At 68.0% G+C, this 26,823-nt stretch carries 23 protein-coding genes; 2 read left to right on the top strand and 21 right to left on the bottom strand.

Annotated features, from left to right (window positions below; genetic code table 11):
• The 11 genes from ABF401_RS01415 to ABF401_RS01365 form a co-directional block, all read right to left on the bottom strand.
• Positions 1-468 (bottom strand): Zn-ribbon domain-containing OB-fold protein, encoded by a 468-nt coding sequence (locus ABF401_RS01415; protein ID WP_353507747.1) that lies wholly within the window; start codon positions 466-468, stop codon positions 1-3.
• A complete protein-coding gene (locus ABF401_RS01410; protein WP_353507746.1) occupies positions 465-1,649 on the bottom strand; it encodes a thiolase C-terminal domain-containing protein in 1,185 nt (394 codons plus the stop codon). The genes ABF401_RS01415 and ABF401_RS01410 overlap by 4 nt, the downstream gene beginning before the upstream one ends.
• Positions 1,646-2,857, bottom strand: a complete 1,212-nt coding sequence (locus ABF401_RS01405) for a CaiB/BaiF CoA transferase family protein (RefSeq protein WP_353507745.1) — start codon at positions 2,855-2,857, stop codon at positions 1,646-1,648. The genes ABF401_RS01410 and ABF401_RS01405 overlap by 4 nt, the downstream gene beginning before the upstream one ends.
• Entirely contained in the window at positions 2,857-4,167 is a 1,311-nt protein-coding gene (locus ABF401_RS01400; protein ID WP_353507744.1) for a CaiB/BaiF CoA transferase family protein, read from the bottom strand. The genes ABF401_RS01405 and ABF401_RS01400 overlap by 1 nt, the downstream gene beginning before the upstream one ends.
• A 38-nt stretch (positions 4,168-4,205) precedes the next feature.
• Complete coding sequence (locus tag ABF401_RS01395; RefSeq protein ID WP_353507743.1) at positions 4,206-4,961, bottom strand: SDR family NAD(P)-dependent oxidoreductase; 756 nt, start codon at positions 4,959-4,961, stop codon at positions 4,206-4,208.
• Positions 4,958-6,196 carry an acyl-CoA dehydrogenase family protein gene (locus tag ABF401_RS01390; RefSeq protein WP_353507742.1) on the bottom strand — a complete coding sequence of 413 codons (1,239 nt, stop codon included), beginning with the start codon at positions 6,194-6,196 and terminating at the stop codon, positions 4,958-4,960. Before ABF401_RS01390 ends, ABF401_RS01395 begins: the two co-directional genes overlap by 4 nt.
• Before the next feature lie 2 nt (positions 6,197-6,198).
• Positions 6,199-6,405 carry a ferredoxin gene (locus ABF401_RS01385; RefSeq protein ID WP_353507741.1) on the bottom strand — a complete coding sequence of 69 codons (207 nt, stop codon included), beginning with the start codon at positions 6,403-6,405 and terminating at the stop codon, positions 6,199-6,201.
• A 39-nt stretch (positions 6,406-6,444) separates the two neighbouring features.
• A complete protein-coding gene (locus ABF401_RS01380) occupies positions 6,445-7,704 on the bottom strand; it encodes a cytochrome P450 (protein WP_353507740.1) in 1,260 nt (419 codons plus the stop codon).
• Positions 7,705-7,726: 22 nt separating this feature from the next.
• Positions 7,727-8,230, bottom strand: a complete 504-nt coding sequence (locus tag ABF401_RS01375; RefSeq protein ID WP_353507739.1) for a nuclear transport factor 2 family protein — start codon at positions 8,228-8,230, stop codon at positions 7,727-7,729.
• A 77-nt stretch (positions 8,231-8,307) separates the two neighbouring features.
• The gene (locus ABF401_RS01370) at positions 8,308-9,078 is read right to left on the bottom strand and encodes an SDR family NAD(P)-dependent oxidoreductase (protein WP_353507738.1); all 771 of its coding nucleotides are present in this window, start codon (positions 9,076-9,078) and stop codon (positions 8,308-8,310) included.
• A 46-nt stretch (positions 9,079-9,124) separates the two neighbouring features.
• Positions 9,125-10,660: an aldehyde dehydrogenase family protein gene (locus ABF401_RS01365; protein WP_353507737.1), complete on the bottom strand. Its 1,536-nt coding sequence runs from the start codon at positions 10,658-10,660 to the stop codon at positions 9,125-9,127.
• Between the two features lie 257 nt (positions 10,661-10,917).
• On the opposite strand from ABF401_RS01365, the gene ABF401_RS01360 reads away from it, so the two are divergent.
• Entirely contained in the window at positions 10,918-12,753 is a 1,836-nt protein-coding gene (locus ABF401_RS01360; protein ID WP_353507736.1) for an FAD-dependent oxidoreductase, read from the top strand.
• 175 nt (positions 12,754-12,928) lie between these two features.
• Here the strand turns inward: ABF401_RS01360 and ABF401_RS01355 are convergent, their stop codons facing one another.
• The 5 genes from ABF401_RS01355 to ABF401_RS01335 are packed head-to-tail and all read right to left on the bottom strand — an operon-like array spanning position 12,929 to position 19,887.
• Complete coding sequence (locus ABF401_RS01355) at positions 12,929-14,431, bottom strand: sugar ABC transporter ATP-binding protein (protein WP_353507735.1); 1,503 nt, start codon at positions 14,429-14,431, stop codon at positions 12,929-12,931.
• A complete protein-coding gene (locus ABF401_RS01350) occupies positions 14,431-15,534 on the bottom strand; it encodes an SMP-30/gluconolactonase/LRE family protein (RefSeq protein WP_353507734.1) in 1,104 nt (367 codons plus the stop codon). Before ABF401_RS01350 ends, ABF401_RS01355 begins: the two co-directional genes overlap by 1 nt.
• On the bottom strand, positions 15,531-17,702 hold the full coding sequence (locus ABF401_RS01345; protein WP_353507733.1) for an ABC transporter permease: 2,172 nt from the start codon (positions 17,700-17,702) through the stop codon (positions 15,531-15,533). Before ABF401_RS01345 ends, ABF401_RS01350 begins: the two co-directional genes overlap by 4 nt.
• 42 nt (positions 17,703-17,744) lie before the next feature.
• Positions 17,745-18,806: a sugar ABC transporter substrate-binding protein gene (locus ABF401_RS01340; RefSeq protein WP_353507732.1), complete on the bottom strand. Its 1,062-nt coding sequence runs from the start codon at positions 18,804-18,806 to the stop codon at positions 17,745-17,747.
• Positions 18,807-18,849: 43 nt separating this feature from the next.
• Positions 18,850-19,887 (bottom strand): ABC transporter permease, encoded by a 1,038-nt coding sequence (locus ABF401_RS01335; RefSeq protein WP_353507731.1) that lies wholly within the window; start codon positions 19,885-19,887, stop codon positions 18,850-18,852.
• 335 nt (positions 19,888-20,222) lie between these two features.
• Here ABF401_RS01335 and ABF401_RS01330 point away from each other — a divergent pair, with 335 nt between their 5' ends.
• Positions 20,223-20,624 (top strand): nuclear transport factor 2 family protein, encoded by a 402-nt coding sequence (locus ABF401_RS01330; RefSeq protein ID WP_353507730.1) that lies wholly within the window; start codon positions 20,223-20,225, stop codon positions 20,622-20,624.
• An 87-nt stretch (positions 20,625-20,711) separates the two neighbouring features.
• Here ABF401_RS01330 and ABF401_RS01325 read toward each other — a convergent pair whose 3' ends face one another.
• The 5 genes from ABF401_RS01325 to ABF401_RS01305 all read right to left on the bottom strand — a co-directional run.
• Positions 20,712-22,334 (bottom strand): thiamine pyrophosphate-binding protein, encoded by a 1,623-nt coding sequence (locus ABF401_RS01325; RefSeq protein WP_353507729.1) that lies wholly within the window; start codon positions 22,332-22,334, stop codon positions 20,712-20,714.
• A gap of 68 nt (positions 22,335-22,402) precedes the next feature.
• A complete protein-coding gene (locus ABF401_RS01320; protein ID WP_353507728.1) occupies positions 22,403-23,110 on the bottom strand; it encodes an ABC transporter ATP-binding protein in 708 nt (235 codons plus the stop codon).
• Positions 23,107-23,889 carry an ABC transporter ATP-binding protein gene (locus ABF401_RS01315; protein WP_353507727.1) on the bottom strand — a complete coding sequence of 261 codons (783 nt, stop codon included), beginning with the start codon at positions 23,887-23,889 and terminating at the stop codon, positions 23,107-23,109. The genes ABF401_RS01320 and ABF401_RS01315 overlap by 4 nt, the downstream gene beginning before the upstream one ends.
• Positions 23,890-23,908: 19 nt before the next feature.
• A complete protein-coding gene (locus ABF401_RS01310) occupies positions 23,909-25,150 on the bottom strand; it encodes an ABC transporter substrate-binding protein (RefSeq protein WP_353507726.1) in 1,242 nt (413 codons plus the stop codon).
• Between the two features lie 14 nt (positions 25,151-25,164).
• A partial coding sequence (locus ABF401_RS01305) for an ABC transporter permease subunit (RefSeq protein ID WP_353507725.1) occupies positions 25,165-26,823 on the bottom strand: 1,659 nt, incomplete at its 5' end.

Raw genomic sequence — 26,823 nt, 5'->3', positions numbered from 1 at the left:
TCAGGCCGGCCCGATGTCCGTCGTGTCGTGTTGGGCGGCGCCCGCAGCCAGGTCCCAGTTCGGGATGGTGACGCCGTCGCCGAGATCGACGAAGGTCACCGTGACGGGGTCACCGATGCGAAGGTGTGGACGACCTGGCAGGTGCCCGAGGTAGCGCACTGGGGGCTCCCCCGGGCGCGGCTCCACGTCGACCAGGACGACGGTGTAGGGCGTCGGGAAATGTGCGTTGATCTGGTGCTCGACCACGGTCCAGGTGTGGATCACACCGACACCGGGGACCTCTTGCCAGCCGAGGTCGGCGGCATGACAGGACCTGCAGCGCGGTCGTGGTGGCTGCTGCTGGTGGCCGCAGACGTTGCAGGTCTGCACCGCGAGGCGGCCCTGGTTTGCCGCCTCGAAGAAGCCCCGGGTGTCGGCGTCGTCGGTGACGGGGCGCAGCCCCACCTCCCCGCCGAGACGGCCGCTCATGCCGCCACCAGGAGCAAGGCGCTCGAGCCCGGGGGCGGGGCCGAGGTCACCAGGGACACCTCGGCGCCGGGCACCTGCGAGGTCGACGTCCCCCGGATCTGCCGGACGCCTTCGACGACGTGGTTCATGCCGTGGATGTATCCCTCGGAGAGCTGGCCACCGGCCGTGTTGATCGGGATCGGGCCGCCGAGGTCGAGCCCGCCTCCCTCGATGTAGGCCGAGACCTCGTCCGGCTTGCAGAACCCGTAGTCGGCGAGCTGGAGGTAGACGGTCACCGTGAAGCAGTCGTAGATCTGGGCGACGTCGACGTCACCCGGTGTCAGCCCGGCCCGCTCGTAGAGCCGCTGGGCTGTGCTCCGGGACGGCAGGTGGTCGAGGGACTCCCCCATGAGCACGGGGTACATCTGCCCGGGACCCACGCGCACGCCGGTGCCCTGGGCCACGGATCGGATCAGCGCCGGCCGCTGCGCGAGGTCGCGAGCACGCTCCGTCGTGGTGACGACGACGGCTGCCGCCCCGTCCGTCTCAAGGCAGAAGTCGAACAGCCGCAAGGGGTCCGAGATCAGACGAGCACTGAAGTAGTCGTCACGGGACAGGTCCCGCCCGTACATCTGGGCAGCCGGGTTGGCGTTGGCACGCTTGCGACTGACCAGGGCGATCTCGGCCAGGGCCTGCTCGGTGAGCCCGTGCTCGCTCATGTGGCGTCGCGCCAGCATCGCGAAGAACTGGCCGGGCGAGGTGACACCGTACGGCGAGAAGAGCTCGAGGTAGGTGGACTCGCCCCCGACGCCACCCGTCACCGAGACGCCCTTGCCGAGGCGGCGTCCGGAACGGCCGTTGAGGGCCCGGTAGACGAGCACGTGGGTCGCCTGGCCAGAGGTGATGGCGGCCACTGCCTGTCCCACCATGCCGCTCGGCCCCGAACCACCCGGGCCGGTCTGGCCCCAGTAGGAGATGTCGTCGATGCCCAGCGCATCAGCGAGTGCCACCTGGGAGGTCTGGTCGTAGTCGCTGCGCACCAGGCCGTCGATGTCGGACGGCTCAAGGCCAGCGTCGGCGATCGCCTTGAGCGCTGCCTGCGCGGCCAACGCCGTCACACTGACGCCGGACTCCCTCGTGAACGCCGTCGTCCCGATGCCGACGATGGCGCACTGGTCCGGCACCCAGTCGTACCTGCTCACACCACTGCTCCTGCCTCTTCGCCGAGGAGCTCGGACGTGTGGGCGCCGAGCCGCGGTGGTGCCGCAGGCGCGCCGGTCCCGAAGGAGAACCGGAAGGGTGCACCGGGGAACAGGTGCCGCTCACCACCCGGCATCTCGACAGGGACGAAGTACCCACGCTCCCGGAGGTGTTCGTCCTCGAGCAGCTGCTCCGGCGCCAGCACGGGGCCGAGGGGCAGGCCACGCTGCTGCGCCTCGCGGTAGACGGTGGCCGAGTCCTGGATGAGGAAGAACGACTCCATGATCGTCTGGATGTGGGAGAAGTGCTCCTGTCGATAGGCCAGGGACAGGTACTTCTCGTCCCCGAGATCCAGGTCGAGCCCCACCGACGCGAGCCACGCAACCAGGGTCTGCCACGTCCGGGCATCGCTGAGGATCAGCGCGAAGTACACCTGGACCCCGTCCGCGCACTCGAAGAGCGCCGGCTGGGTCGGGGAGGGCTGGGCGTGCCGGCAGGTCTGCCGCTCCAGCAGGACCCGAGGGTAGAACCAGTAGGGGTTGGCGAGCTCGCCGCTCACAGCGACGGCCTCGTGCATCGAGACGTCGACGACCTGGCCTCGGCCGGTGTGCTGCCGCTCGATCAGTGCGAGCAGCAGCCCGGAGTGGCCGAAGCTCGCGGCCATCTGGAAGGCCTGGTTGCCGCCCGGACGCACGGGGGGGATCGAGTGGTCGTCGTAGCCGCAGCTCATCAGGATTCCACCTGCCGCCAGCGCCACGAGGTCCGACGTGTGCCGGTCCGCCCACGGCCCGGTGAGGCCGAACGGCGACACGGACAGGGCGATGAGCTCGGGCTGCCGAGCGACCAGTTCCTCGAGGTCGATGCCCTGGCCGGCGAGGTCGCGCGGGCCTGCGCTCGTGATGAGCACATCTGCATCCGCGATCAGGCTCGCCCGCCGGACCCGGCCCTCGTCGGTCGCAGAGTCGATGACGACGCTTCGCTTCCCGGTGTTGTAGGTCCAGAAGTGGAGGCTGAAGTCGGGGTCACCGTCGTGCCCGTCGGCATACGGCCCGACGTGGCGTCCAGCCGATCCATCCGGTGGCTCCACCTTGATGACCTCGGCGCCCTGATCGGCGAGCAGCTTCCCGACGATCTCGCCCTGGAGACCCTCGGCCAACTCGACGACCTTCAGCCCGCTGTAGGTCAGCTCACCCGTTGGCCCGTCCCACATCAGATGACTCCTTCGGCCTCGAGCCCGGCGATCTCGTCGGCCGGCAGGCCGAGCACGTCACCGAACACGTAGTGGTTGTCCTCGCCGAGCAGCGGCGCCGAGCGCCAGGTGTGCTGCTCCGTGCGGCCGAAGGCGATGGGCGTGCCCTCGAAGCGCGCCTCGCCGATGACCGGGTGGTCGAGCTCGAAGAAGGTGCCGCGTGAGGCGAGCTGGGGGTCGCGCTCGTTGACGTCGGACGCGTCCTGGGCCGCTCCGGCAGCGACGCCAGCGGTTTGGAGGATCTCCATCGCCTCGGATGCGGTCCTCGATCGCGTCCATTCGGCGACATGGCTGTCCAGCTCGTCCTGGTGCTGGTGCCGGAGCGCCTGGCTGGCGAACCTCGGGTCGCGGGACCAGGCGGGAGTGCCCAGGGCCTCGACGAAGCGCGACCAGTCGTCGTCGCCGAACACGGTGATCGCGACCCAGCGGTCGTCTCCACGACTCGGGAAGACGCCATGGGGCGCGGCGGCGGGGTGCGGGAGCCGGTTTCCGTACGGGAAGTCAGGGCGCCTCGTCCTGTTCCCGTTGACGGTGACGTCGAGCAGGTCCGGGCCGATGAGGGAGATCCCCACCTCGACGGCCGAGACGTCGATCTCGCCGCCCAGGCCGGTCTTGTTGCGCCGCAAAATCGCCATGAGCAGGGCTGCCGAGTTGTAGTAGGCAGCCTGGTTGTCCATGTACGACAGGCCCCACCCGGAGGGCTCCCGCCCCGGAAGCCCGCTGATGAACGACAGCCCGCTGACGGCTTGGACGATGGGTCCGTAGGACTTGAAGTTCGCATGCGGCCCGGTGTGGCCGAAGCCGCTCATCCTGCCGTAGATGACTCCGGGAGAAAGCTCCTCGAGACGGTCGTAGGTCAGGCCCCATCGCTCCATGACGCCGGGTGCGAAGTTCTCGGTGACGACGCTGCTGGCCGAGATCAGCTGGTCCACCAGCTCTCGACCGCGCGAGGTCTTCATGTCGACGGTGATGCCGAGCTTGTTCCGGCTGTAGTTGTTGTGCAGCCCACCTCGATTGGGGTCCGCGTCGGGGACCTCTTCGCCGTAGTTGCGCACCTCTCCCTTGTAGATCGGCAGCAGCCGGGGGCGGTCGATGCGCCGACGGTTCTCGATCTTGATCACCTCGGCGCCGAAGTCGGCCAGCAACCGGGTCGCCACGGAGCCGACGCCCATCCAGCAGAAGTCGGCGACGCGGACGCCGGCAAGTGGGCCGCGCCGGGGGACGGGGCGTCGATCGGAGAGGCCCGGAGGGGTCTCGAGGTCGGTGGTCATCGGAGGGTCTCGCTTTCGCAGGGCTTGCGTGGTCGGACTCAGGCCGTCGCGGAGCGGCCGCCGTCCACGGGCAGCACGGTGCCGGTGGTGAAGCTGGACAGGTCGGAGGCGAAGTACAGGGCGGTCCCGACGACCTCGTCGGGTTCGCCCGCTCTCTGCAGTGGGTACGACTGCGCCCTCGCGCGCCACTCGTCGGTGTACCAGGACTGGCTGATCTCGGTGAGGAACGGACCGGCCATGATCGTGTTGCAGCGCAGGCGGGGCCCGTAGGCCTGGGCCAGGCCCTTGGTCAGGGTGTTGAGCCCAGCCTTGGCGGCGGCATACACGAGGTCGGTCGTCCGAGGACGGATCGAGGCGATGGAGCTGACGTTGACGATCGACCCGCCGTCTGCCATGCGCGGGGCCGCCAAGGTCGTCATGCGGAACGGGCCCTTGAGGTTGACGTCGATGGTCTTGTCGAAGAGCTGCTCGGACACCGTCTCCAGGCTGTCGTAGAGGGGCGCGATACCGGCGTTGTTGACGAGGACGTCGAGCCTGCCGAACTCGTCGATCGTGCTGTCGACGACGGACTGGCAGCCGTCCCAGTCGCCCACGTGTGCCCCGATCCCGATCGCCCGCGTGCCGGTCTGCTCGGTGATCTGCTCCGCCACCTCGCGGCAGTTCTCGAGCTTGCGGCTCGCGACCACCACGTTGGCACCGGCGCGGGCAAAGGCACGAGACATCTCGAGCCCGAGGCCCCGACTGCCACCCGTGACGACGACGACCCGTCCGGTCAGGTCGATGGCGACGCTCATCGCGCTCCTCCTGCGGTTGTCGACGCGCCCGGTCGCGGCTCGGGAGGAAGTCCCAGGTGCCGCTCGGCGATGATGTTTCGCTGGATCTGGTCGGTGCCGCCAGCGATGCGGTAGCCGGGCGCGCCGAGCACGTGCGCGGTCCAGGAGAAGGTGCCCCGCTCCCCGGTGTCGGCCACCAGGCGCTCGCCGAGCAGCGTCCGAGCGAGCTCGGAGACGAGCGCGAGCTTGGTGACCCACTGCAGCTTGCGCATCGACCCGGTCGCGCCCGGCGCGCGGCCGGTGTCCCGGGCCTGCTTCTCCCGGTGCTGTGCCACCTCCGCCGCGACCTCACGCATCCGGACCTCGGCGAGCTGCAGTCGCACGTCTCGGTGCTCCAACGCGCCGGTGCGCCGTGCGAGCTCGAGCAGCTGGTCGAACTGGCCGCCGACACCATTCTTGTTCGAGGCGTTGGCCCGCTCGAAGCCGAGCGTCGCCCTGGTCACGGCCCAGCCATCCCCCGCGTCACCGAGCCGGTAGGCGTCCGGGACGCGAACCTCGCTGAGGAAGACCTCGTTGAAGCTGGTGCCGCCGGACATCTGGCGGATCTGCCTGATCTCCACGCCCGGCGCGGACATCGGGATCATGAGGCTGGTCAGGCCCCGCCCACGCGACGACCCGGGCTCGGTGCGCACGATCGCCTGACCCCAGTCGGCGAACTGCGCGCCGGAGGTCCAGACCTTCTGGCCGGAGACGACCCAGTCGTCACCGTCCCGCACCGCACGCGTGGCCACGTTGGCGAGGTCCGACCCTGCACCCGGCTCCGAGAACAGCTGGCAGGCGAGCAGTGACCCGTCGAGGAGTCCAGGCAGCAGGAGCGACTTGAGTGCGTCGGAGCCGTACAGCCGGATGGTCGGGGCAATGAGGTTGACCGTGACGGAGAACAACTCGTGGCGGGTCAGCGAGACGACAGCCGACTCCTCGGCCTTGAAGGCGTCCGCGTACTCAGTGGGCAGTCCGGCCCCGTGCAGCTCGACGGGCCAGTTCAACGCGGCGTACCCGGCATCGTGCTTGGTCCGCTGCCAGTCGCGCAGGGTGTCCAGGATCTTCGTCTCCGTCTCGAAGTCGAGATTGTGGAAGACGGAGACGTCGTCGGGGTCACGCAGTGCTGCCCTTTGTGGCGCGTGTTCGGCGAGCCACGCCCGAGCAGCCTCGCGGAAGCCCTCCAGCGACATCGCGGGGGCGAGTGCGGTTGTCATGCTCAGACCTCGTCCACGACCGCGATCGCCCGTTCCGGGCAGTTCTCCGCAGCGGCGAGCAGGAGCGAGAGATTGGCGTCGTCGGCCGCAACCGTCTCGTTGAGGATCACTGGGAAGCCTTCTTCGTCGGGCTCGAAGAATGGCTCGGCCAGCGTGTAGCAGCGTCCGTGGCCGCTGCACTTGCTCCTGTCGATGGTGATGCGCTTCATCGCTGTTCCTTGCATGGTGGTTTGTGGCGGGCTCGTCGGTCAGTTCGCCCAGCCGAGCTGGAGCTTCTCGATCCCGACCTGGGGGCCGCTCTCGACGAGGCCCTCGGTATTGGTGATGTGGTACTCCGGGATCCGCTTGTGCCACTCCTCCAGGGCGATGGCCAGCTCGGTGCGAGCCAGGTGCGCACCGGCACAACGGTGCGGACCGCCCGCGAACGAGTAGTGCCGGTTGACCTTGCGGTCGAGCTGGATCTCCGTCGGGTTCTCGTACTCCGCCTCGTCGCGCGAGGCCGACGGGTTGGCCACCATGACCATGTCGCCCTTCTTCATCGGGCAGCCGTGGAAGTCGGTGTCCTTGGCCACCTGACGAGCCGTCATCACGATGTTGTGGGCCCGGAGGAACTCCTCCACCGCGTTCGCGATGATCTCGGGCTCGCGCACGATCCACTCGCGGTCCCTCGGCGTGATGGCCAGCCAGTAGAAGATGTAGCTGAGCTGGCTCTTCACGGTGTCGAGGCCGGCCAGCAGCATGACCTCCGCGATGTTGAGGAACTCCTCGTCGGTGATGGGCCGTCCGGCGATCTGGGTGCTCGCGATGATGGAGAAGAAGTCGTCCTCCGCGTTGGCCGGCGGGTTCTCGCGCCGGTCCTTCAGGACTCCCTCGAAGTACCGACGGATCTCCCGCTGGGCGTTGAGCTGGTCCTCCGCCTCCTCACCGAAGTGCCCCAGGCCCTCGAAGATCGTCTCGACCCAGCCCATGAACATGTTGGTGTGCTCCTGGGGCAGTCCCACGATGCGCAGGAACACCTTCGTCGGGAAGACCTTCGCGAACTGGTCGAGGAAGTCGCACCGGCCGTCGGCGAGGAACGACTCGATGGTCTCGATGCAGTCCTGACGGATGATCGGCTCGAGGTCGCGCACGAACCGGGGAGAGAACGCGATGTTGATCATGCGCCGGTACTCGCTGTGCAGCGGCGGGTCGATCATGGTCGGGATCCAGGTCCAGTCCGGGTGCGGCACCGTCGGGATCGTCGCGCTGCTGCTGAACACCTCTGGCGTCTGGTAGGCCTCACGGACGAGATCCGAGCTGAGGAGCATCCAGAAGCCGGGTCCGTAGGTCGAGTACGCCGTCGGACCCTCGTGGCGGAGCTCGTCGAACGCCTCGAAGTAGCTCAGCGCCGGCTTCGGAGTCGTGTAGTCGAAGTGCACGACCGGACACCCGGCGTTCTTGGCGCGCTCGAGCCGCTCCGCCGCCTCGCGGGCTTCGTCCGTCTCGGGCGCGGTGGTCTTGCTGTACATCTCGACTCCTCGTTGAGTGCTGTCAGTGTCGAACCGCGGGCGGAACGTGCGCGCCGCCTGCGGGAGTAGTGGTGATGGGCAGGTAGTTGGCGACCTTGATCTCGTGGGTCATGTGGAGGATCTGCCAGCCCTGCTCGCCCCTCGTGAGCTCGAGGTCGTAGGTCGCCGCCATCATGAGCACCTCGCCGGGCGAGTCCGTGAGCATCTGGTGGGACAGCAGGTAGACCTGCGCCGTGGCACGGTCACCCGAGAGGTCGATCCCGTAGGGCGACACGTTGTGGTGCTGCCACGCCAGGTGCCTGGTGTTCTCCACGATGTAGTCCACGACGTTGTCGGCCCCGACGACCTGCGTGCGGCCGTTGTGGTAGTCGACGACGATGTCCGGGGCGAACAGGGAGTGGAGCTGGTCGTACTCGCGCGCATCGATGAGAGACGCGTAGTCGGTGATGACTCGGCGAATCTCCAGCTCGTCCACGAGCAGCTGAAGTCGCTCCAGCTGCTGAGTGACCTCCGTGTTCCCGTTCATTGCGTCCTTGCCTGTCGATCGGAACCCTGACCTTCAATCTAATTTCTCATGAGGAATTCGTCAAGGGTTCAGGCAGGTCAGATGATCGTGGCTCCCCCGTCGACGGGGATCGTCGCGCCCGTGACGTAGCTGGCGTCGTCGCTGTTGAGGAAGGCGATGACGCTCCCGATCTCCTCCGGCTGGGCGCCTCGACCGAGCGGCACGGTGTCGCGGAACCCGGCCATCAGCTCGCTCGTGGCCTTCCCCTCACCCCCCGGGAAGAAGGAGGCCAGCATCGGGGTCTCGACCATCCCGGGGGCGACCACGTTGACGCGGATCCCCCTCCGTCCGCCGATCACGGCGAGCGAGCGAGCCAGCGGGAGCAGGGCGCCCTTGGTCATCGAGTACAGGGGCGAGCGGGGCGAGCCGATGATGGCGGCAGCCGTGCTCGTCAGCGTCACGCTGCCCTTCCCAGCAGCCTTCTCGAGCAGGTCGAACCCGAGCGTCGCGGAGTAGAACGCCGACTTCATGTTGACGTCCATCGCGAGCTGCCACGCGGCATCATCGACGTCGAGGCCAGCGGCGGCAGGAATCCCCACCTGGTAGTGGACGGCATGCAGGACGCCGTGCTCTCGTTCGATCCGGGAGAACAGCTCGCGCAGCGCCGCCGTGTCCGTGGCATCCACTCCGACGCCGACGGACGAGCCGCCGGCATCCCTGATCTCGGCGGCCACTGCCGTGGCACTCTCCTCGTCGACGTCGGCGACCCAGACAAAGGCCCCCTCGGCGCCCATCCGCAGAGCCGCCGACCGGCCCATCCCGGATCCGGCGCCGATGACGAGGACAACCCGACCTTCATAACGCAGCACTGCATCTCTCCTTGCGACAGCCATCAATCGTCAGTAGTTCTTGGACTCAGTAGTTCCTGGACCACACGGACTTGCGCCTCGTGTACTCCTCGAGCGCGGGCCCGCCGAGGCTGCGCCCGTAACCAGACGCCTTGGCACCGCCGTAGGAGACGGCCGCATCCGTGACCTGGTAGCAGTTGACCCAGACGGTCCCGACGTCGAGCGCATCGGCAGCCCGGTTCGCGCGGGCGATGTCCTTGGTGAAGACCCCCGCCGCGAGCCCGAACTCGCTCTCGTTCGCCAGGGCGTAGGCCTGGGACTCGTCCTCGAACGGGATGATCGACATGACCGGCCCGAAGATCTCCTCGCGCGCAATCGTCATGTCGTTGCGCACATCCGCGAAGATCACCGGGGCCTGGTAGTTCCCACCCGACTCGCCCGCGACGCCCTCGAAGCGAAGGCTGGCGCCCTCACGCTTGCCGAGGCCGACGTAGCTGCGCACCTTGGCCAGCTGAGCCGAGCTGATGAGCGGCCCGAGGTCGCTGGCGTCGTCGAACGCGTTGCCCACGACGAGGTCCTTGGACAGTGCGACGGCCGCCTCGACGAAGTCCTCATAGATGTCCCGGTGCACGAGGGTGCGGGTTCCCGCCGTGCAGACCTGACCCGAGTTGTTCCAGACGGATCGTGTCGCGGCGGCGGCAGCCTCCGCCAAGTCGGCGTCCGGGAAGACGAGCACCGGTGACTTCCCACCGAGCTCGAGGTTGACCTTCTTGAGGCTCTGCGCCGCCGCTGCCGCGAGCGCCCGACCGGTCTCCACGGAACCCGTGAAGGAGAGCCGGTTGACGCCGGGATGGGCGACGAGCGCGCTGCCGACGACGCCGTCACCGTGGACGACGTTGAAGACGCCCGGCGGGATCCCCGCCTCGAGGGCGAGCAGGGCCAGGTAGGTGGCGCTCAGCGGCGTGTGTTCCGCGGGCTTGAGCACGACCGAGTTGCCGGCAGCGAGGGCCGGAGCGACCTGGGCGAAGATCGCGGCCGGGCCGTTCCACGGCTTGATCACGCCCATCACGCCGATCGGCTCCGTGCGCTCCTGGACGACGAAGTCCGGTCCGACGGGGGGCAGCTGGCCGACGAGCTTCGTGGGCCACCCCGCGTAGTAGCGCAGCGCGTTCGCCGAGTACTGCGCGATGTAGTCGGCGTACTTGCGCAGGATCCCGGCATCGAGCGCGTCGAGGTCGCCGATGGTCTGAACGTGGTCCTCGACCAGCGTGGCGAGGCGATGCAGGCGCGCCTCCTTCTCCCGCGGCGCGAGCCTGCTCCACCGGCCGTCCTCGAAGGCCTCCCGTGCGCTCGTGACCGCCGCGTCGACGTCGTCAGCGGAACCGTTGGCCACCGCGCCCAGCTGGTTGCCGGTGGACGGGTTGAGCACCGCCCGCTCGTCGCCGCTCGTCGACGCCCGCTGCTCCCCCGCGATGATGTGAGGAACGGCACCCTGCGTGATGAAGGAAGCGGCCGGCGCCGAGACGTCCACACCGTCGACAACGGTCTTGGCTGCCCCTGCTCGGGGATGGAGCTCGGCTGCGATGTCCTCGGTGACGGTCACGGGTCTCTCTTCCACGAGTGCGGCTGGCATCAGGTCGGCGGCGCGAAGCGGCCTCTCGCCCGATCGAGTGTCGCAAGGCGTGGTTCAGCCTGTCAACAATTGATCATGAGGAATATGCCGTATGCCGCTGGGCTGGGCCCTCGGAGCCAACCGAGTTGGCGCGTGGCCGGCTTCCGACCCCCGCACCTCGGGAGCCTTGACCGCCCTTTTCTCATGATGAATACTCGACGCACGGACGACCGAGTAAGGACTGACACATGAAGAACGGGAACGCGAGCGGCGTCGTGGGCGCAGCCAGCAACGTCGGACTGCCCACCGAGGTGGACGTCGTCGTCATCGGATCGGGCGGGTCTGGCCTCATTGCCGCCCTCGCCGCCGCCGACGAGAACGCGAGTGTCCTCGTCCTCGAGGCCGAGGAGCTCGTCGGCGGCACGACCGCCATCTCGGGGGGCGCCGCCTGGGTGCCGAACCACGGGTACTCCTATGACGCCCTCAAGGCCTCCGACTCCCTGGACGATGCCCGCACCTACCTCCTCGGCCAGGGCCGCGACGCGGTGCTGGACCCCGAGATCGTCGACACGTTCCTCGACACGGCGCCCCAGGTCGCCCGGTACGTCGAGCAGGAGACCTACCTCAGCTGGATCCCGGTCTGCTGGCCCGACTACACCTCCGACATCCCCGGCGCCTCGAACTTCCGGGCCCTGTTCCCCGGCCCGTTCCCTCCCCAGGTCCTCGGTGAGAACGCGGAGCTCGTCCGTCCGCCGAAGAAGTCGGGGATGGCGCGGAACCCGCTGCCGCTCTGGATGCTCAACGGCATCAAGGGGTCCTGGCTCGCCGGCCACGCCCTGATCGGCGCTCTCCTCGAGGGCTGTCTCCGCAAGGGCGTCCAGGTGCGGACCCGGGCGCGAGCCACCCAGCTGCTGACCGACGACCACGGGATCACCGGCGTCGTCATCAGTGGTGGCACGGACCAGCAGGAGCAGGTCGTGCACGTCACCAAGGGCGTCGTGCTCGCCACCGGTGGCTTCGAGGGCGCGGACGACCTGACCTCGAAGCACCTCGGCGCGCCCTTCTCCGTCCAGGTCAGCCCCAAGGGGCATCACGGTGACGCGGTACGGATGGTCGAGGAGGTCGGTGCGGACCTCGTCGCGATCGACCAGGCCTGGTGGATGCCCGGGATCCAGGTCCCCGGCGAGGAGATGGAGGGTCGACCGATCAGCCGCCTCGTCCAGGGCGAGCGGGCCCTCCCCCACACGATCATGGTCAACGCCCGGGGCGAGCGGTTCGCCAACGAAGCGCTGTCCTACAACGACCTCGGTGCCGTGATGCGGGAGCCGGATCCGGTGACCGGGGAGATGCCCAACGCGACCGCCTGGATGATCTTCGACGAGTTCTACCACCAGCACTACGGGTTCCTCGGCGCGGCGCCCGGCGGGCAGTACCCGTCGATCGTCGTCAGCGCTCCCACCCTCCGCGACCTGGCCGTCCGGTGTGGCATCGACCCTGAGGGGCTGGAGCGCACCGTCGGCGAGTTCAACCCGGAGGCGGCCGCAGGTCGGGACTCGCGGTTCAACCGCGGCACGACGACCTTCGAGCGGTTCTTCGGCGACCACAACACCTTCCTCGGCCGCTACTCCCCGAACAGCTGGGCGCCCGCCAAGGCCGATAGCGCCCGCCGGCTGATCGCCAAGGCGATCGGGCCCATCGCCGGGCGCGTCATGGGCGGCGTCGCCAAGGCGCACAACCCGGACCGCATGCGCAAGGTCATCGTGCCCGCGCTCACGAAGGTCATGCGCCCCAGCCTGGAAAACCCGGCCAGCGGCACGCTCGGTCCCGTCGACACCCCGCCCTACTACGCGGTCAAGATCGAGGCCAGCGCGATCGGAACGATCGGCGGGCCGCGCACGGACGCCCGGGGTCGCGTGCTCAACACCGAGGGCCAGGTCATCCCCGGCCTGTACGCCGCCGGCAACGCCGGCGGAGCCACCACCCACGGCTTCTACGGGGGTGCGGGCGGCACGATCGTCCTCGGCCTGGTCTTCGGCTACCTGGCCGGCCGCGACGCGGCCCACCGCGAGACCGCCACGTCGTAATCCTGCGTAGCACAAAGGATCCCGACGCCAGGAAGGCGTCGGGATCCTTTGTTTGTATGCGCACCAAAGAAACTCAGCCGTATGCCGCTGAGCTCGCCCTGGCTCCAACGCGTCCCCCGCACGTGGCGGAGGGAGCATTGGCGCGCGAGCGAGCTCAGCGGCATACGGCCTGGTCTCAGTGGACGGCGGCGAACATGATCTTCTCCTCGGTGGCCTCGTCGCCGGAGAACTCTGCCACCACGCGACCTCCGCGGGTGACGAGCACGCGGTCGGCGAGCGAGAGAACCTCGGGCAGGTAGGACGAGATCACGATGACCGCGACTCCCTGCTCGGCGTACTCGCGGATGACGGCATGGATGTCCTCGATGGCGCCGACATCGACGCCGCGCGTCGGCTCGTCGAAGATGACCACCTTCGGCTTCTTCGTCAGGCCCTTGGCGAGGAGCACCTTCTGCTGGTTGCCGCCTGAGAGCTCGACGAGCTTTGCCTTCGCCGGGTTGAGGGTCCGCACGTGGAACCGCTCGACCAGCGACGACCCAAGCCGCTTGCGCTTCCTGGCGCTCGTGATCGGGGGAAGCGGGTGGGCCGTGCCCATGTGCCCGATGTCGATGTTCTCGAAGATGGTGAGGTCGGCGAAGATGCCGAGAGCCTTCCGGTCCTCCGTGATGTAGGCGATGCCCTGCTCGATGGCCTGGCGCGGCGTCCGGAACCGCACGGGCCGGCCCTCGAGACGGATCTCCCCGCCGCCGATCCGTCGGCGCTTCATCGCGCCGGCCGCGATCATCGCCGCCTCGGAGCGACCGGCACCGACGAGGCCGGCGAGCACGACGACCTGTCCCGGGAAGGCTGAGAACGACATGTTCTGGACGACCTTGCCCATGGTGACGTTGTCGAACTCGAGCACCGGCTCCACTCCCGGGGAGGTGCTGCCGGAGTGCCGGGCGTACTCGACATCGCGCCCCACCATGAGGCGGACGATCTTGTCCCGGGACATGTCCGCCACCGGCTCGGTCGCCTGGACGATTCCGTCACGCATGACCGTGATCCGGTCGGCGTGCTGCAGCGCCTCCTCGAGGTTGTGGGTGATGAAGACGACCCCGACGCCTCGCTGCTTGAGGCTGTTCATCGAGAGGAACAGCTGCTGCGCCTCCTCCGGGGTGACCGAGGCGGTCGGCTCGTCGAAGATCACCAGCCGCGCCTCCCTGTGAACGGCCCGGGCGATCTCGACCATCTGCTTCTGCGCGGCACCGAGATTGGCGACGGTGGCGGTCGGGTCGATGTGGAAGTTGTGCGACTCGAGCAGGTGCCGGGCCTGGACGTTGAGCCGGGCCATGTTGTTGAGCAGTCCCGCGTTGCCGAGGAACAGGTTCTGGGCGACGGTCATCGTGTCGACCAGGGATCCCTCCTGGTACACCATGGCGACGCCGGCGTCACTGGCCTCCGCGGGGGCGCTGAACTTCTTGGGCTCGCCGTTCATGGCGACGCTTCCCTCGTCCGGCGTGATGACACCCGCGATGATCTTGGCCATCGTCGACTTGCCGGCGCCGTTCTCCCCCAGCAGGGCGTGGACCTCGCCCGGCCGGACGTCGAAGGTGACGTCGGAGATTGCGAGGGCGCCGCCGTACCGCTTGGTGACGCCCTCGAGGTGGAGCACCGACGTCAGGTTCGTGGTGGTCATCAGTGATCAGCTCCCAGCATGAGGACATTTCCTGCGCCGCGGCAGGCGACGACGACCGAGCCCGGTTCCCGCTCGAGGACGGCCGTCACGCCGTGCATGCGACCGTCGGCGCGAGAGTGCGCGCTCTCGAGGACACGCCCCTCGGCGTTCACGCGGAAGGCAAGGCCATAGGTCCGGGTGGGCGCCCAGGGCTTGATCTCACCGAGGACGCGGATGGCACCGACCTGGAGGGGGGTTCGATAGAGGTTCTCGATCGCGAGGCAGGGCACGAGCCAGGACTCGGGCTCGGTCCGGGAGACCATCTCCGACCGCACGTCGTCGTGCTCGAGGATGAGCTCGGTGGCGCGGTTGCGGAGGTAGGGCATGGCGACCCACCACTCCCCCGGTTGGCTGGCCGGCGTGATGCGGCCGGGGTATCCGGGCAGGTTGTCGAGAAGGGGCTTCCCACGTCGTCCGGGGTCAGCGAGGGATCGCCGTTCGATCCGGTGCCCGACACTCGTCGCGAGCAGGAAGCCACTGTCTCCGTCGGCGCAGACGCCAGAGGGCCAGGCGAGGTTGCGGTCGAGCTCCTCGACACGGCCGTCGACGACACGCAGCAGCAGTCCGGTGGCGAGGTTCTCGGCCATGAGGTTGCGGGCCCAGTCGTCGGTGGTCGTCGATCCCACGCAGACGAGGAGGGAGCCGTCGTCCAGTGCGGTGATGGCGGTGACGCACGAGGTCAGCCGCGGGTCCTGCGAGACGACGGACACACTGCCGTCCTTCGTGACTTCCACGAGGCCGTGTCCCTCGACGGCGACCACGATGGAGCCGGCTCGGCCGGCCGTGTCGCCGCGGCTGGCCAGGGCGCCGGCGGTGCCGGGGAGCTCGACGAAGGTCTGCAGGCCGTCCTCGACCAGCCACGAGAGGAATCCTCCGGTGCTGACGACGACTTGGCCCTCCAGCATCGCGACATCGTCCAGGCCCATCGGATGGAGCGCGGCAAGGACCGTCGCCTCGTCAAGCCGGGTGTTGGGGCGGAGCCCCGCCTCCAGCGGAGGTATCGCCTTGCGGCGCACCCGGCCGGGACTGATCAACTCCAGTAGGTCCCTGCGCCAGCGGCTCATGCCCGCACCTCCTCGGGAGTCGGCGGCACGGGCGCCGCGCCTGTGCCGGGAATGCGATAGGGGTCGATCGGGCCGACATCCTCCGGGTCGAGCTTGATCCGGCCGATCCGGTTGTTCTCGAGGCCACCCAGATAGAGGTGACCGCGGTGCTCGCTCATCGACGTCACCATCGGGTGGCGCTCGCCTGTCCGGTCCCACAGGACCTTGAGGATCTGCCCGGCCTCGTTGAACTTGGCGACGCAGGAGACGTTCCACTGCGGGACGATCCAGTCGTCCACCGGCAGCAGCTTGGTCATCCTCAGCCGGAAGTCCGGGTAACGAAGGATCAAGTCCGAGAAGGGCGTTCGCATGCCCACGAAGCTGAGCCAGTAGTTGCCGTCAGACGCCCTGTTGACGTTGTCCGGGGCGCCCGGGAGGTTCTCGAGGACGGGCTCGAACTGGCCCTGCTTCGGGCCGCTGATCCAGAGCCGGTCCACGCGGAACATCGTGGTGCTGGCGATGAGGATCGACTGACCGTCGTGCGACGTGGCGATGCCGTTGGCGGCCGCCACGTTGGTCACGACGGTCTCGACCGTTCCATCGGGGTCGAGACGGAGCACGCGACCGTTGGGGCGGTACTCCGCGACCACCGACTGGTAGCTGCTGGTGTCGACGCGGGTGGATGCGTCGCTGAAGTAGATCGAGCCGTCCGGCGCAATGTCGAGGTCGTCGGCGAAGCGCAGTGCGCTGTCATCGAACAGCTGCCACTTCGTCCGGGGCGCACGAGTCGCGAGCCACTCGACCTCCCGCTTGTCGTCGATCCGGCACACGCCCATGCCGCTGACCGCGACGACCAGGTTGCCGTCTGCGTCCCAGACGTGGCCCAGGGGGGTCCCGCCGGTGCGCGCGTAGATCTCTCCGTGCTCGTGGTTCTCTCCAGAGAACTTCCAGACCCACCCGCGGCGGTCACCGCAGTAGACGCTTCCCTCGTCGTCGACAACGCAGTCCTCCGCACCACGGATCCTGCCCAGTCCGATCGGAGTTGCCTCGGAGAGGGCATCGTTGACGGCCCAGACGCTTCGGGGGTCGGTGACGTCCTCCAATGGTCCGGCGTTGTAGCGGAAGGGAGAGATCGTGAGCTTCTGCGCGAGGTTGTTGCGGTGCTTGCCCCACTTCTGGTCGAGCGCGGCGAAGACGAGCAGCACCAGCGCAAGCGCGACCATCTCCATCGAGGTGTCCCAGTCGCGCCGGAAGATGGCTTGTCCGAGGACGGCAACGATGAGGGCACCGGTCGTGGCCCGGACGACGGAGCCACGTCCGCCGCGCAGGCTGACCCCACCCAGCACCACCGCGGTGAGGGCGATGATCTCGTAGCCGGAGGCCACGTTGGCGGACGTGCTGCCCTGCCTGGCGGACATGAACAGCCCGGCGAGCGCGCACAGGACGCCGCTGATGACGTAGCTGAGGAAGGAGACGGTCTGGACGGGAATCCCGTTGCGCCGTGCCGATCGCCGGTCGCTGCCGACGGCGGTCAGCCACCAGCCCCACCGCGATCGCGTCAGCATCACGTGCGTGATGACCACGATGAGGAGGAGCCAGAAGAGGGCCGTCGGGATCCCGAGGACGGCGCCGTGGCCGATGAACATCCAGTTGATGTCCTCGCGCGGGAAGAGCAGCTGCTGGCTGTACTCGCCCTGGATGAGCTCGATGAGTGCCCGAATCGTGAGGGCGGTCACGAGCGTCGTGATGAAGGGGCGGGTCTTCACGACGGCGATGAGGAAGCCGTTGATCGCCCCGACGACTGCCCCGCCGACGAGCGTCAACCCGACCACGACCTCGACCGGCAGCTCGTAGACGCGGAAGAGGATCAGGCTGCCGATGGCGGCGAGGCCCATGGTCGAGCCGACGGACAGGTCGAAACCGCCGCCGACGAGCACCAGAGTGAGTGCGATGGCGAGCAGGCCCGCCTCGGCGAACTGGGCGAGGATGATTCCGCGGTCGCCGCCGGAGATGATCTGCGGCGTCGTGAGGATGACGGCACATCCCAGCAGGAGGGCCAGGAAGATCGGGACCGCCCCCTCCATCCACGACTTGGAGAGCAGGTCACCCAGCGTCCTGCGCGGGGCGAAGCGTGCGATCGACGGTCGTCCCGTGGTCCGGGTGAAGGCGTCGACGGTGCGTGAGCTCATCTGTCCTGCACCTCCTCGGTGCGAAACCCGATGCGGCAGAGGTCAGCTGACTCCATAGCAGGCTCCCGGAACGGTCTTGTAGTTGCTCTTGTCTGCCAGCACGTGCGGCACATAGCCCATGACCCGACGGGACCCGGCGGGAGCGCCGACGAGGAAGAGCTCCTGCGCGGCGTAGCCGGCCGCCACCGCGATGCCGGAGGCGTTGTAGGCAGCGCCAGCCGTCACGCGGCCGTCCGCCAGCGCGTCACACCAGGTGCGCGAGGCGTCGAAGTTGTAGATCCCTACCTTGCCCTTCAGGCCGGCTGTCTCGACGGCCTGGGCTACGCCCAGCGCGGTGACGTCGAAGATGACGGCAAAACCGCAGAGGTCGGGGTTCTGCTGCAGTACCACGGTGGCGATCTCGTTGGCCTTGGTGGCGTCGTAGTTGCTCTGCTGCTTCGAGACGACCTTGAGGCCGTGCTTCTTGAACACGGGCTCCCAGCCCTTGTCGGCCTCGATGCTGTTGGAGTCGGTGGCGAAGCCGCTGACGATGGCGACCTTGTCCTTGCCGGCAGCCTTGCAGTCGTTGGCCATCCGCTCGGCCAGGTCCTGCGCCATGGCGGTGTGGTCGGACCCGACGTACGCGTCGGAGGACTGGGTTCCCTGCACGTTGACACTGATGACGTAGATGCCCTGCTGTTGCGCACGCTGGACCTGCTGGGAGAGCACGCCAACGTCAGGGTTCTGGATGATGAGCAGGTCCACGCCGTCGTCGATGCGGGAGTCGATCATCCGGATCTGGGTGTCGACATTGTTGGCGGGGTCGGACTCGGAGTACTCCGCGCCGAGGGACCCGAACAGGCTCTTGAACTGTTGGCCCCACATCGCAGTCAGGTCGAACTGGAGCGACATCGGGATGTAGGCGATCTTCTTGCCCTTGAGGCTGTCGTGGACCATGGACCTGGCCTTCGCGCCGTCGACGGCAACCGGGAGGCCCGCCTGCTCGGACACGGCGGAGGCGCCGACAGTGGCCGAGCTGGTGCTGACGGTGCAGCCGCTCAGGGCCAGAGCTGCAGTCATCAGGGACGCCGCCAGGATCTTGGACTTGGTCGTGGTGTTGCGCATAGGTCTTCTCTTTCCGGGCAGAGCGGGCGGTGTGTGGTGGCTGTCAGAGGTCATCGGACTTCGCCGTCTCCTCGTCCCTCGGGTGGAGCCAGGCGTCGAGGGCCAGAGCCAGAAGCAGGATCGCGCCGCGGATGACGACGCTGGTGACGACGCTGACATCGAGCAGCGTCATGAGGTTGACGAAGATCGCGATGAAGGCGGTCCCGGCGAAGACGCCGAAGATGGTTCCCCGACCGCCGGTCAGGGAGACACCGCCGATGACCGCGGCCGTGATGGCGTTGAACATCAGGTCCTCGCCCGAGCCGTAGGCCTTGCTGTAGCCGCCGTTGATGCCGAGCTGGAGCAGACCCACCAGGCAGGCGAGCAGCGCGGCGATGACGAAGGTGCCGACGACGAGCGGCCGGACCGGCACGCCCGTGAGCCGGGCAGCGGCAGGGCTGTCGCCGGTGGCGCGGATCAGCTGGCCGTACGACGTGTACTTCATGAACGCCCACGCGCCTACGAGCACGGAGAGCGCCAGGACTGCCGGAATGGGGCCAGAGCCGATGGCTGCCACGATCTGCGAGTCACGCGGGAGCGGGTAGTTCTGGGTGTCCAGGAGGCTGACGTTGAACAGCCCCTCGAACAGCTTCCAGGTCCCGAGGGTGACGAAGAGGGCCGGGATCTCGACGTAGGCGACGAGCCAGCCGTTCAGGAGGCCGATCACGAGGGCGACGGCTGCGACGGCCAGGATCGCCTGCCATTCGGCGAACCCGTGCTTGTTCCACAGCTGGACGCTCGCCATGCCGGCGATGCCGACGACGGCAACGACCGAGAGATCGACGTTCTTGGCCATGATCACGATGGCCGAGGCGACCGCGAGAATCGCCAGCGGAGCCGAGAGCCGGGCCATGGTCAGGAAGTTGTCCAGCGTGAACATGCCGTCGACGAAGATCGCGCCCACCAGGACCATGGCGATCGTCACACCGGCGATGAGCAGGCCTTGGTCGACGGCGGCCAGCCGGTCTCGAAGTGCAGGCTTCGGCTCAGCGACCCCTGAGCCGGCTGGGCCGGTATCGAGCGTGGGCGACAGGGTAGGCATGCGGATCCTCTCGTTCCGTGTGGCGCGCTTCGTGCTCGGCCGAGCAGACCCATCCCCCAGGAGTTCGCGAGCCACGCCCTTGTGGTTGCGACAAGCATTCCTCATGAGAATTAGTCCGTCAACAATTTCTTCCGATGAATTCGCCGTCTGCCGCGATTGTCCTGCACCTCGATGCGGTCAGAGGTGGCGCGCTCACAAGGCGGACGTCGCGCTGCCCCGCACGTGGCGGAGTGAGCGTTGGCGCGCGAGCGAGCTCAGCGGCATACGGCCTTGTACGACGGAACGGTCGAGGCTCACGCCGGCCGAGATTCAAATCCTCATGATAAATTATCGGCATGGTCGCACACATGGAAGCGCAGGAGGCCAATGGCTTCGACGATGTCGTCAGGGCATTGGAGGCCCGTCGATGGGACTGCCTGGTCGAAGGTGACATCGACGCGCTCGAGGACCTCTTCGACGACGAGCTCGCCTACACGCACAGCAACGGATCCCTGGACACAAAGGCCAGCTACCTCGGGCATCTGCGGGCCGGTACGTTCCGGTACCTCAGCGCCGACGTCGCCGACGTCGAGGTCCGGGTGCACGGAACGACCGCAGTGGCGACCGGCAGCGCCCGGGTCGTCACCACGGTCGGGTCCGCCAACCTCACGTCAACACTGCGGTACACGACGACCTGGACGCGTTCGGGCCAGTCGTGGCGGCAGGTGTCCTGGCACGCCTGCCCCGTCGCGGTCTGAGCACGGCGGCCGGCAGCCGCGGCGGCACGTCCCGGCCGCCGCGGCCGCGTCTGTCATCCGACCTGTTCGATCAGGAGCTGCGGTCGCTCAGTGGCCGGCGAGGCTGACCTTGTCGGGATCGATCTTGATGTCGATGAGTACCGGCCTGTCCCTCGCCTCGATGACCTTCAGCGCCACGTCCAGGTCGGACAGGTTACGAACCGTATGTCCCGTTCCCCCGAGCGCCGTGGCGACCTCGGCGAACTCGGGCCACTCGAAGGTGGACAACGCCGGATCCATGTTCTTGTTCCGGAACTGGATGTGCTCGGCGCCATAGGCCATGTCGTTGAAGACGACCACGACGAGGTCGAGCCCGTGTCGGACGGCCGTGTTGAACTCGGCCAGGCCACCGAGCATGAACCCACCGTCCCCGGTGCAGAGCAGGGTGGGCAGCCCCGAGCCGACCGCGGCTCCGATTGCGTTGCCCATACCCATGCCGATTGCACCGAAGTTCACCGTGTGCACGTAGTTCCGCGGGTGCTCGACGTGGAACAGCTTGAAGGCGTTGAAGATCCAGCGTCCACCATCGAACACGAGGGCCCTGTCACGCGGGAACGCCTCGTCGAGGCGGATCATCGCGGTGCGTAGGTCTACCGCACCCTCGGTGCTCAGGTCGGTGAACGCGTCGGGCCGGCGCTGTGCCAGTCGTGCCGCCAGGTCGTCGGACGCGAAGCCCGTCGAGGGGATCTCGGCCTCGTCGAGGAGACGGACGATCGCGTCGGCGGTTGCGGCCACATCGCCGATGACGTCCGCGTGGGTGGTCTGGAACCGGGCGAGGGATGCCGGGTCACTGTCGACGTGGACGACACCCTTCCCCGCGAGGACCGAGCCCTCCGCTGTCGTCCACTTGTTCAGTCCCGCGCCGAACGCAATGATGCAGTCCGCCGAGTCGACCACGTCTGCCGCGACGTCATGCGAGAGCGTACCCACGACCCCGAGGTCGTGCGGCTCACTCCGGAACAGGTCACGAGCGCGGAGCGTGGTCGCCAAGGGGGCGCCGATCCGGCTGGCCAACCGCACCAGGGCTGCCCTCGCTGTGTCTGATGACGCTCCCTGACCGGCGAGAACGATCGGGCGACGCGCCGACGCAATGACGCCGAGCGCCGCATCGAGGGCGTCAAGAGAGGGCTGCACCGCCTGCGGCGGCACCCACCGGACCTCGGACACCCCGGGGTCGTCGACCTGCTGCCACTGGAACTGGGCGGGCACGTTGAGCACGATCGGTCGACGTTCGACCTGTGCACGCCGGACGGCGACGGCAACGTCCTCCGCCACCGTCTGCGGACTGCGCAGCTGCTCGAATCCGGCACCGGTCGGCATCACCACGTCGCGCTGCGCGATGTTCTGGAAGTTCTCCCTGTCGACGACGTCGGTGTCGCCGGCGATGAGCAGCAGTGGCGTGTGGTCGCGGACCGACTCCACGAGAGCCGTGACGGTGTTCGTCAGGGCCGGCCCGTGCGTCACGGTGGCCACGCCGAGCCCACCGGTCGTCCGGCCGAACCCGTTGGCCGCCAGCACACCACCCGCCTCGTTGGAGACCGAGTAGAAGCGGCCTTCGCAGTTACGGACCCAGCTGTCGATGAGATAGAGGTTTGCGTCGCCGAGGACGCCAAAGACATCCGTGACTCCTTGCGCCTGAAGTGCGCGTGCGAATGCTTCGTGGAAGTACATACTCGGTCCTTAGCTTGTCGTTGCGTATGTGGCGGAGCGCTGGACGGCGTGGGCAGGAGCAGTCGTGCTCACACGGCGCTGGTCACCCCGAGGTACGAGGCCTCGATGTCTTCCCACCTGGCCTCGAGCTCGCGTGCGGAGCCCTCGGCCGTAACACGACCGCCCGACATGACGTAGCCACGACTCACGTACTTGAGCGCCACGTGGACGTGCTGCTCGACGACGAGCACTCCGACGTTCGTCGTCGACACGAGCTGCTCCAGCGCCACGAACAGCCGCTCGACGATCAGTGGTGCCAGACCGAGCGACATCTCGTCCACGAGGAGGACCTTCGGGTCGCAGCGAAGGGCACGGGCGAGGCAGAGCATCTGCTGCTCTCCACCGGAGAGCAGTGCGGCACGTCGATTGCTCATCCGCGCGAGCTCGGGGAAGAGCTCCCACATCGGTGACGGGTCCGCGGATGACGCGACTCGAAGGTTCTCCTCGACAGTCATGCTGCCGAAGAGCGAGCGGTCTTCCGGGACATGGACGAGACCAGCCCGGACGATTCGTGTGGGCGACTGGCCGACGAGGGTAGTGCCGTCCAGGCGGATGTCGCCCTGGGTCACGTCGGCCAGGCCGCTCGAAGCGAGCAGCGTGGTCGACTTGCCTCCCCCGTTCGGTCCCAGGAGCGCGACGATCTCGCCGGGGCGCACCGCGATGTCCACATCGCGCAGCACCGCCACCTTGCCGTAGCCGGCGCGCAGATCCGAGATGACCAGACCCGACTCAGTCATGCCGAGTCCCTCACATTCTCTTCGGCCTCGGCTTCGGCCTCGGCAGGGATGCCGAGGTAGGCGGCGTGGACCTCTGGCTGGTCCCGGATCTGGTCGGGGGTGCCGCTGGCGACCCACTGTCCGAAGCTGATCACGTGGATCTGGTCGCAATGGCCGAGCACGAGGTCCATGTCGTGGTCGATGAGGAAGATCGTCGTGTCCGTCTCACGGACGACCCGACGAAGCTGGCTCGCCAGCTCGCGGGTCTCGCCCACCTCCAGGCCGGCTGCTGGCTCGTCGAGCAGCAGGACCTTCGGACGAGCAATCAGCGCCCGAGCGATGGAGATGATGCGCTGGGTACCGTGCGGCAGGTCGTCCGGAAAACGGTCCTTGGTCCAGCCGACCCCGAAGAGCTCCAGCACCTCGTCGATCCGCTTGTCCAAAGTCGAGGATGTCCTGAAGCGTCCGAGGAAGTCGCGCAGCCCGCGCGCGTCGGCGTAGACGAGCAGGTTCTCGGCCACGGTCAGGTCGCGGAAGAGCTCCACTGACTGGAAGGTGCGGACTATGCCTGCCCTGCTTCGCTGGTGGGCCGACCACGAGTCGATCGGCTTGCCCTCGAACCGGATCGATCCGGTGTAGGAGGTCATACCGGTCAGCGAGTCGATGAGAGTCGTCTTGCCGGCGCCATTCGGGCCGATCAACCCGGTGATGGACCCGGCTTGGACCCCGAACGAGACACCGTCAAGAGCGCGGACGACCCCGTAGCGGACTCCGACGTCCTTGAGCTCGAGAATGTTCATGGTCGGCACCACCTGGCGGTCACTTGCCTGCGACGGTGCCCCGGAACCAGGGAACGCCGTTGAGCTCGGAGAAGTAGTTCTTGATCGCGTCCGGGTTCTGCACCGTGACGGGGACGAACTTGCCACCCTCGTAACGGGAGACCGTCTGCCACGGGTTCATGAGCGAGGGAGCCACCGACGCGATGTAGTCGGACTTCATGTCGTGGGTGAGGAAGCCCTCCCAGGGCTCCTTCTTGTTCAGCTGCGCGAGAACCGACTCAGCGGTCACGTCGCCGGAAATGCCCTTGAGGACGTGGATCATGTACTGGAGCGACGACGCCGCCATGCAGGTCTGGTTCGTCAGCTCTTGGCCAGGGGCGTACGTGTTCATGACCTTCTGGTAGAGCGCGACATCGTCACCACCGGCGCTCACCGGCTTGCAGGCGAAGGAGAAGTACTTGCCCTCGACGGCGGGTCCGGCGGTGTCGAAAACGGACTTGACCGCAGCCGCGCTCGTGCCACCGATCGGCATCTTCATGCCGGCCGCGTCCATGTCCTTGAAGAGGCGAGCCGCGGTGCCGGCAGAAGCCTGCTCGATGACGACGTCGGGCTTCCATGCCGCGACGCGGGACACGAGGGGAGTGAAGTCCGGAGCGGTGGGGTCCCAGAGGAAGGACTCCGCCGCCTCGCCGCCGAGGGCGGTCCACAGCTCGGTCAGCTGCTTGGCGACACCCTTGCCACCTGCGGTGTCGGTGTGGACGATGCCGAGCTTCTTGGCCCCGGTGGAGCGGAAGTAGACGGCGAGGGCGGGGTAGGAACCGGATGCACCGGGGGTCGTCGAGAAGACGAATGGGCTGTTGTACTCCTGCGGCGTGATCGGGTTGCCACCGATGCTCGCGATCTTCTTCGCGCTCGTCTGCGGCAGGACGACGTTGCCGAACGCGAGCGACGCATTGTTGACGAAGGCCACGGCACCCTTGGCAAGCAGGTTGTTGGCGCACTGAGTCGCCGTGGCACCGTCGCCCTTGTCGTCGCACGTGATGATCTGGACCTTGCGGCCGTTGATGCCCTTGAGCTCCTCGTTGATGTACGTCTCCCACGCCTTGTTCGTGGCTTGGACGTCGGCGTTCTGCCAGACGGGGTTGGTGACCGTCAGGAGCGAGCCGAGCACGATCGGCTCGTCCCCTCCCCCGGATCCGGCGCTGGCGCCACCGCAGGCAGCAGTGGCGAGCACTGTCAGGGAGGCGATACCGATCATCGTGCGGCGTGACAACTTCTTCATTGGGGCGGCCTTTCTCAACGTGAGCTGAGGGGTTGAAGGATCTTGTTTTCTTGAGCAGGGGTTTCCACGACCACCTCGGGCGCCGCGTTCTTGCGCCGCCTCCGCTGTCGCAGGTCGTGCCCCAGGCTGACCATCCCGTTGGGGTGCAGCTGGATTGCGATGAGCAGACCGAGTCCACCGATCAGCTCGTGGGCGGAGGTCCATCCGTTGACCGCGAGGAACTGGGCGAACAGGCCTCCGCTGGCGCCGATCCCGGCGAAGATGGCTCCTCCGACCATGGCGATGCCACCGATGTAGCCCATGACGAGGGCGTTCAGGGATCCGAAGGCGCTGAAGGAGGAGGGCGCGAAGACGAGGGCCTGGTAGGACATCAGCGAGCCGGCGATCCCCGCCATTGCCGACGAGAGCGCGAACCCGGCGAGCTTGTAGGTGCGCACGTTCGTGCCGGCCGCGATGGCGGCACCCTCGTTCTCGCGCACGGCGATGGCCCGACGACCGAAGCTCGAGGCTCGCAGCGTCGCGACGAACCAGCCCATGGCGACGACGGCTACGAGGACGACCATGGCGAAGGCCTGGGGGGTCAGCTGGGACCCGAAGAGTTCGGGGGCCTTCACGACCGGGAAGCCGAACTCGCTGCCGACGATGCGGGCGTCCTCGAAGATGACCGTCTGGCAGATGTAGGTCGCGCTCAGGGTCACCAGGGCCAGGCTCTGTCCGCGGACCCGGACGGACGGCATACCGAGCAGCACGCCCACGAGCGCGGCGCCCAGACCGGCAGCCACCACGACGAGCGGGAGCGGCAGGCCCTCGGCCAAGCGTGCGGTGATGAGGCCACCGATGCCTGCCGACGCGAACTGGGCGAGCGAGATCTGCCCGAGGAAGCCCACGATGACGACGATGGAGAGCCCGATCATGGCGCCGCCCATCGACACCACGCCCGCGGAGAGCCACGGCGTCGATGCGGTGAAGATGAAGATCGCACCGACGACCAGGGCGATGACCGGGCCGATGCGGCGGTACCTCGGCATCGGCGCCACGGGCAGCCGCCCGACGACCTCGCCGCCTCGGCTGGGCAGCAGCTTGCCGGACAGCACGATGAGGAGGATGACGATGAGGGCCGGGAAGGCCTTGGTACGCCCGACGCCTGACCAGAGCTCGCTCCACCATGCCGTGTTGCCCTGGAACAGCTCGAGGACCGCCTGGATCATGCCGATGCCGAGGCCGCCGAGGACCGCGAGGCCGAACGAGTTGAAGCGAGCGAGGAGCGCGGCGCCGAAGACTGGGACGATGAGCAGGGTCAACGCGTCGGCATCCAGGCCGGCGATGGGGCTGAGCACGATGCCGACGATGGCGGCGAGCGCGAAGCCAAGGCCCCAGGTGAGAGCGCCCAGCACGCTCGGGGAGAGGCCGGTGAGCTGGGCGCCCTTCTCCGAGTCGGCCACCGCACGGACCGCGAGGCCGAGCCGCGTGCGCGTCGACACGAGCGCGAGCACGAGGCCCAGCACGATGGCCATACCCGCGAGGATCAGTCGGTTGGCGGGGATCGTCACACCGGCGATGCTCACCGCTGCGTCCGGCAGAACCGGGTCCGGCGTCCGCGTGGCCACGTCGAAGAGGGTGAGCGCCAGGCCGTGCAGGAGCAGGAGCAGGCCGATCGTCGCAGTGATCCTGGC

The organism is Intrasporangium sp. (assembly GCF_040414665.1).
Taxonomy (GTDB): Bacteria; Actinomycetota; Actinomycetes; order Actinomycetales; family Dermatophilaceae; genus Intrasporangium.
This window is presented reverse-complemented; position numbering and strand designations above follow the sequence as displayed.

Bases quoted from the DNA above. Each gene is read 5' to 3' on its own strand.
- ABF401_RS01390 (WP_353507742.1), bottom strand. From the start codon at position 6,196: ATGACAACCGCACTCGCCCCCGCGATGTCGCTGGAGGGCTTCCGCGAG.
- ABF401_RS01325 (WP_353507729.1), bottom strand. From the start codon at position 22,334: ATGTACTTCCACGAAGCATTCGCACGCGCACTTCAGGCGCAAGGAGTC.
- ABF401_RS01395 (WP_353507743.1), bottom strand. From the start codon at position 4,961: ATGAGCGTCGCCATCGACCTGACCGGACGGGTCGTCGTCGTCACGGGT.
- ABF401_RS01310 (WP_353507726.1), bottom strand. From the start codon at position 25,150: ATGAAGAAGTTGTCACGCCGCACGATGATCGGTATCGCCTCCCTGACA.
- ABF401_RS01405 (WP_353507745.1), bottom strand. From the start codon at position 2,857: ATGTGGGACGGGCCAACGGGTGAGCTGACCTACAGCGGGCTGAAGGTC.
- ABF401_RS01400 (WP_353507744.1), bottom strand. From the start codon at position 4,167: ATGACCACCGACCTCGAGACCCCTCCGGGCCTCTCCGATCGACGCCCC.
- ABF401_RS01375 (WP_353507739.1), bottom strand. From the start codon at position 8,230: ATGAACGGGAACACGGAGGTCACTCAGCAGCTGGAGCGACTTCAGCTG.
- ABF401_RS01345 (WP_353507733.1), bottom strand. From the start codon at position 17,702: ATGAGCTCACGCACCGTCGACGCCTTCACCCGGACCACGGGACGACCG.
- ABF401_RS01320 (WP_353507728.1), bottom strand. From the start codon at position 23,110: ATGACTGAGTCGGGTCTGGTCATCTCGGATCTGCGCGCCGGCTACGGC.
- ABF401_RS01380 (WP_353507740.1), bottom strand. From the start codon at position 7,704: ATGTACAGCAAGACCACCGCGCCCGAGACGGACGAAGCCCGCGAGGCG.
- ABF401_RS01385 (WP_353507741.1), bottom strand. From the start codon at position 6,405: ATGAAGCGCATCACCATCGACAGGAGCAAGTGCAGCGGCCACGGACGC.
- ABF401_RS01335 (WP_353507731.1), bottom strand. From the start codon at position 19,887: ATGCCTACCCTGTCGCCCACGCTCGATACCGGCCCAGCCGGCTCAGGG.
- ABF401_RS01415 (WP_353507747.1), bottom strand. From the start codon at position 468: ATGAGCGGCCGTCTCGGCGGGGAGGTGGGGCTGCGCCCCGTCACCGAC.
- ABF401_RS01360 (WP_353507736.1), top strand. From the start codon at position 10,918: ATGAAGAACGGGAACGCGAGCGGCGTCGTGGGCGCAGCCAGCAACGTC.
- ABF401_RS01355 (WP_353507735.1), bottom strand. From the start codon at position 14,431: ATGACCACCACGAACCTGACGTCGGTGCTCCACCTCGAGGGCGTCACC.
- ABF401_RS01350 (WP_353507734.1), bottom strand. From the start codon at position 15,534: ATGAGCCGCTGGCGCAGGGACCTACTGGAGTTGATCAGTCCCGGCCGG.
- ABF401_RS01330 (WP_353507730.1), top strand. From the start codon at position 20,223: ATGGTCGCACACATGGAAGCGCAGGAGGCCAATGGCTTCGACGATGTC.
- ABF401_RS01340 (WP_353507732.1), bottom strand. From the start codon at position 18,806: ATGCGCAACACCACGACCAAGTCCAAGATCCTGGCGGCGTCCCTGATG.
- ABF401_RS01315 (WP_353507727.1), bottom strand. From the start codon at position 23,889: ATGAACATTCTCGAGCTCAAGGACGTCGGAGTCCGCTACGGGGTCGTC.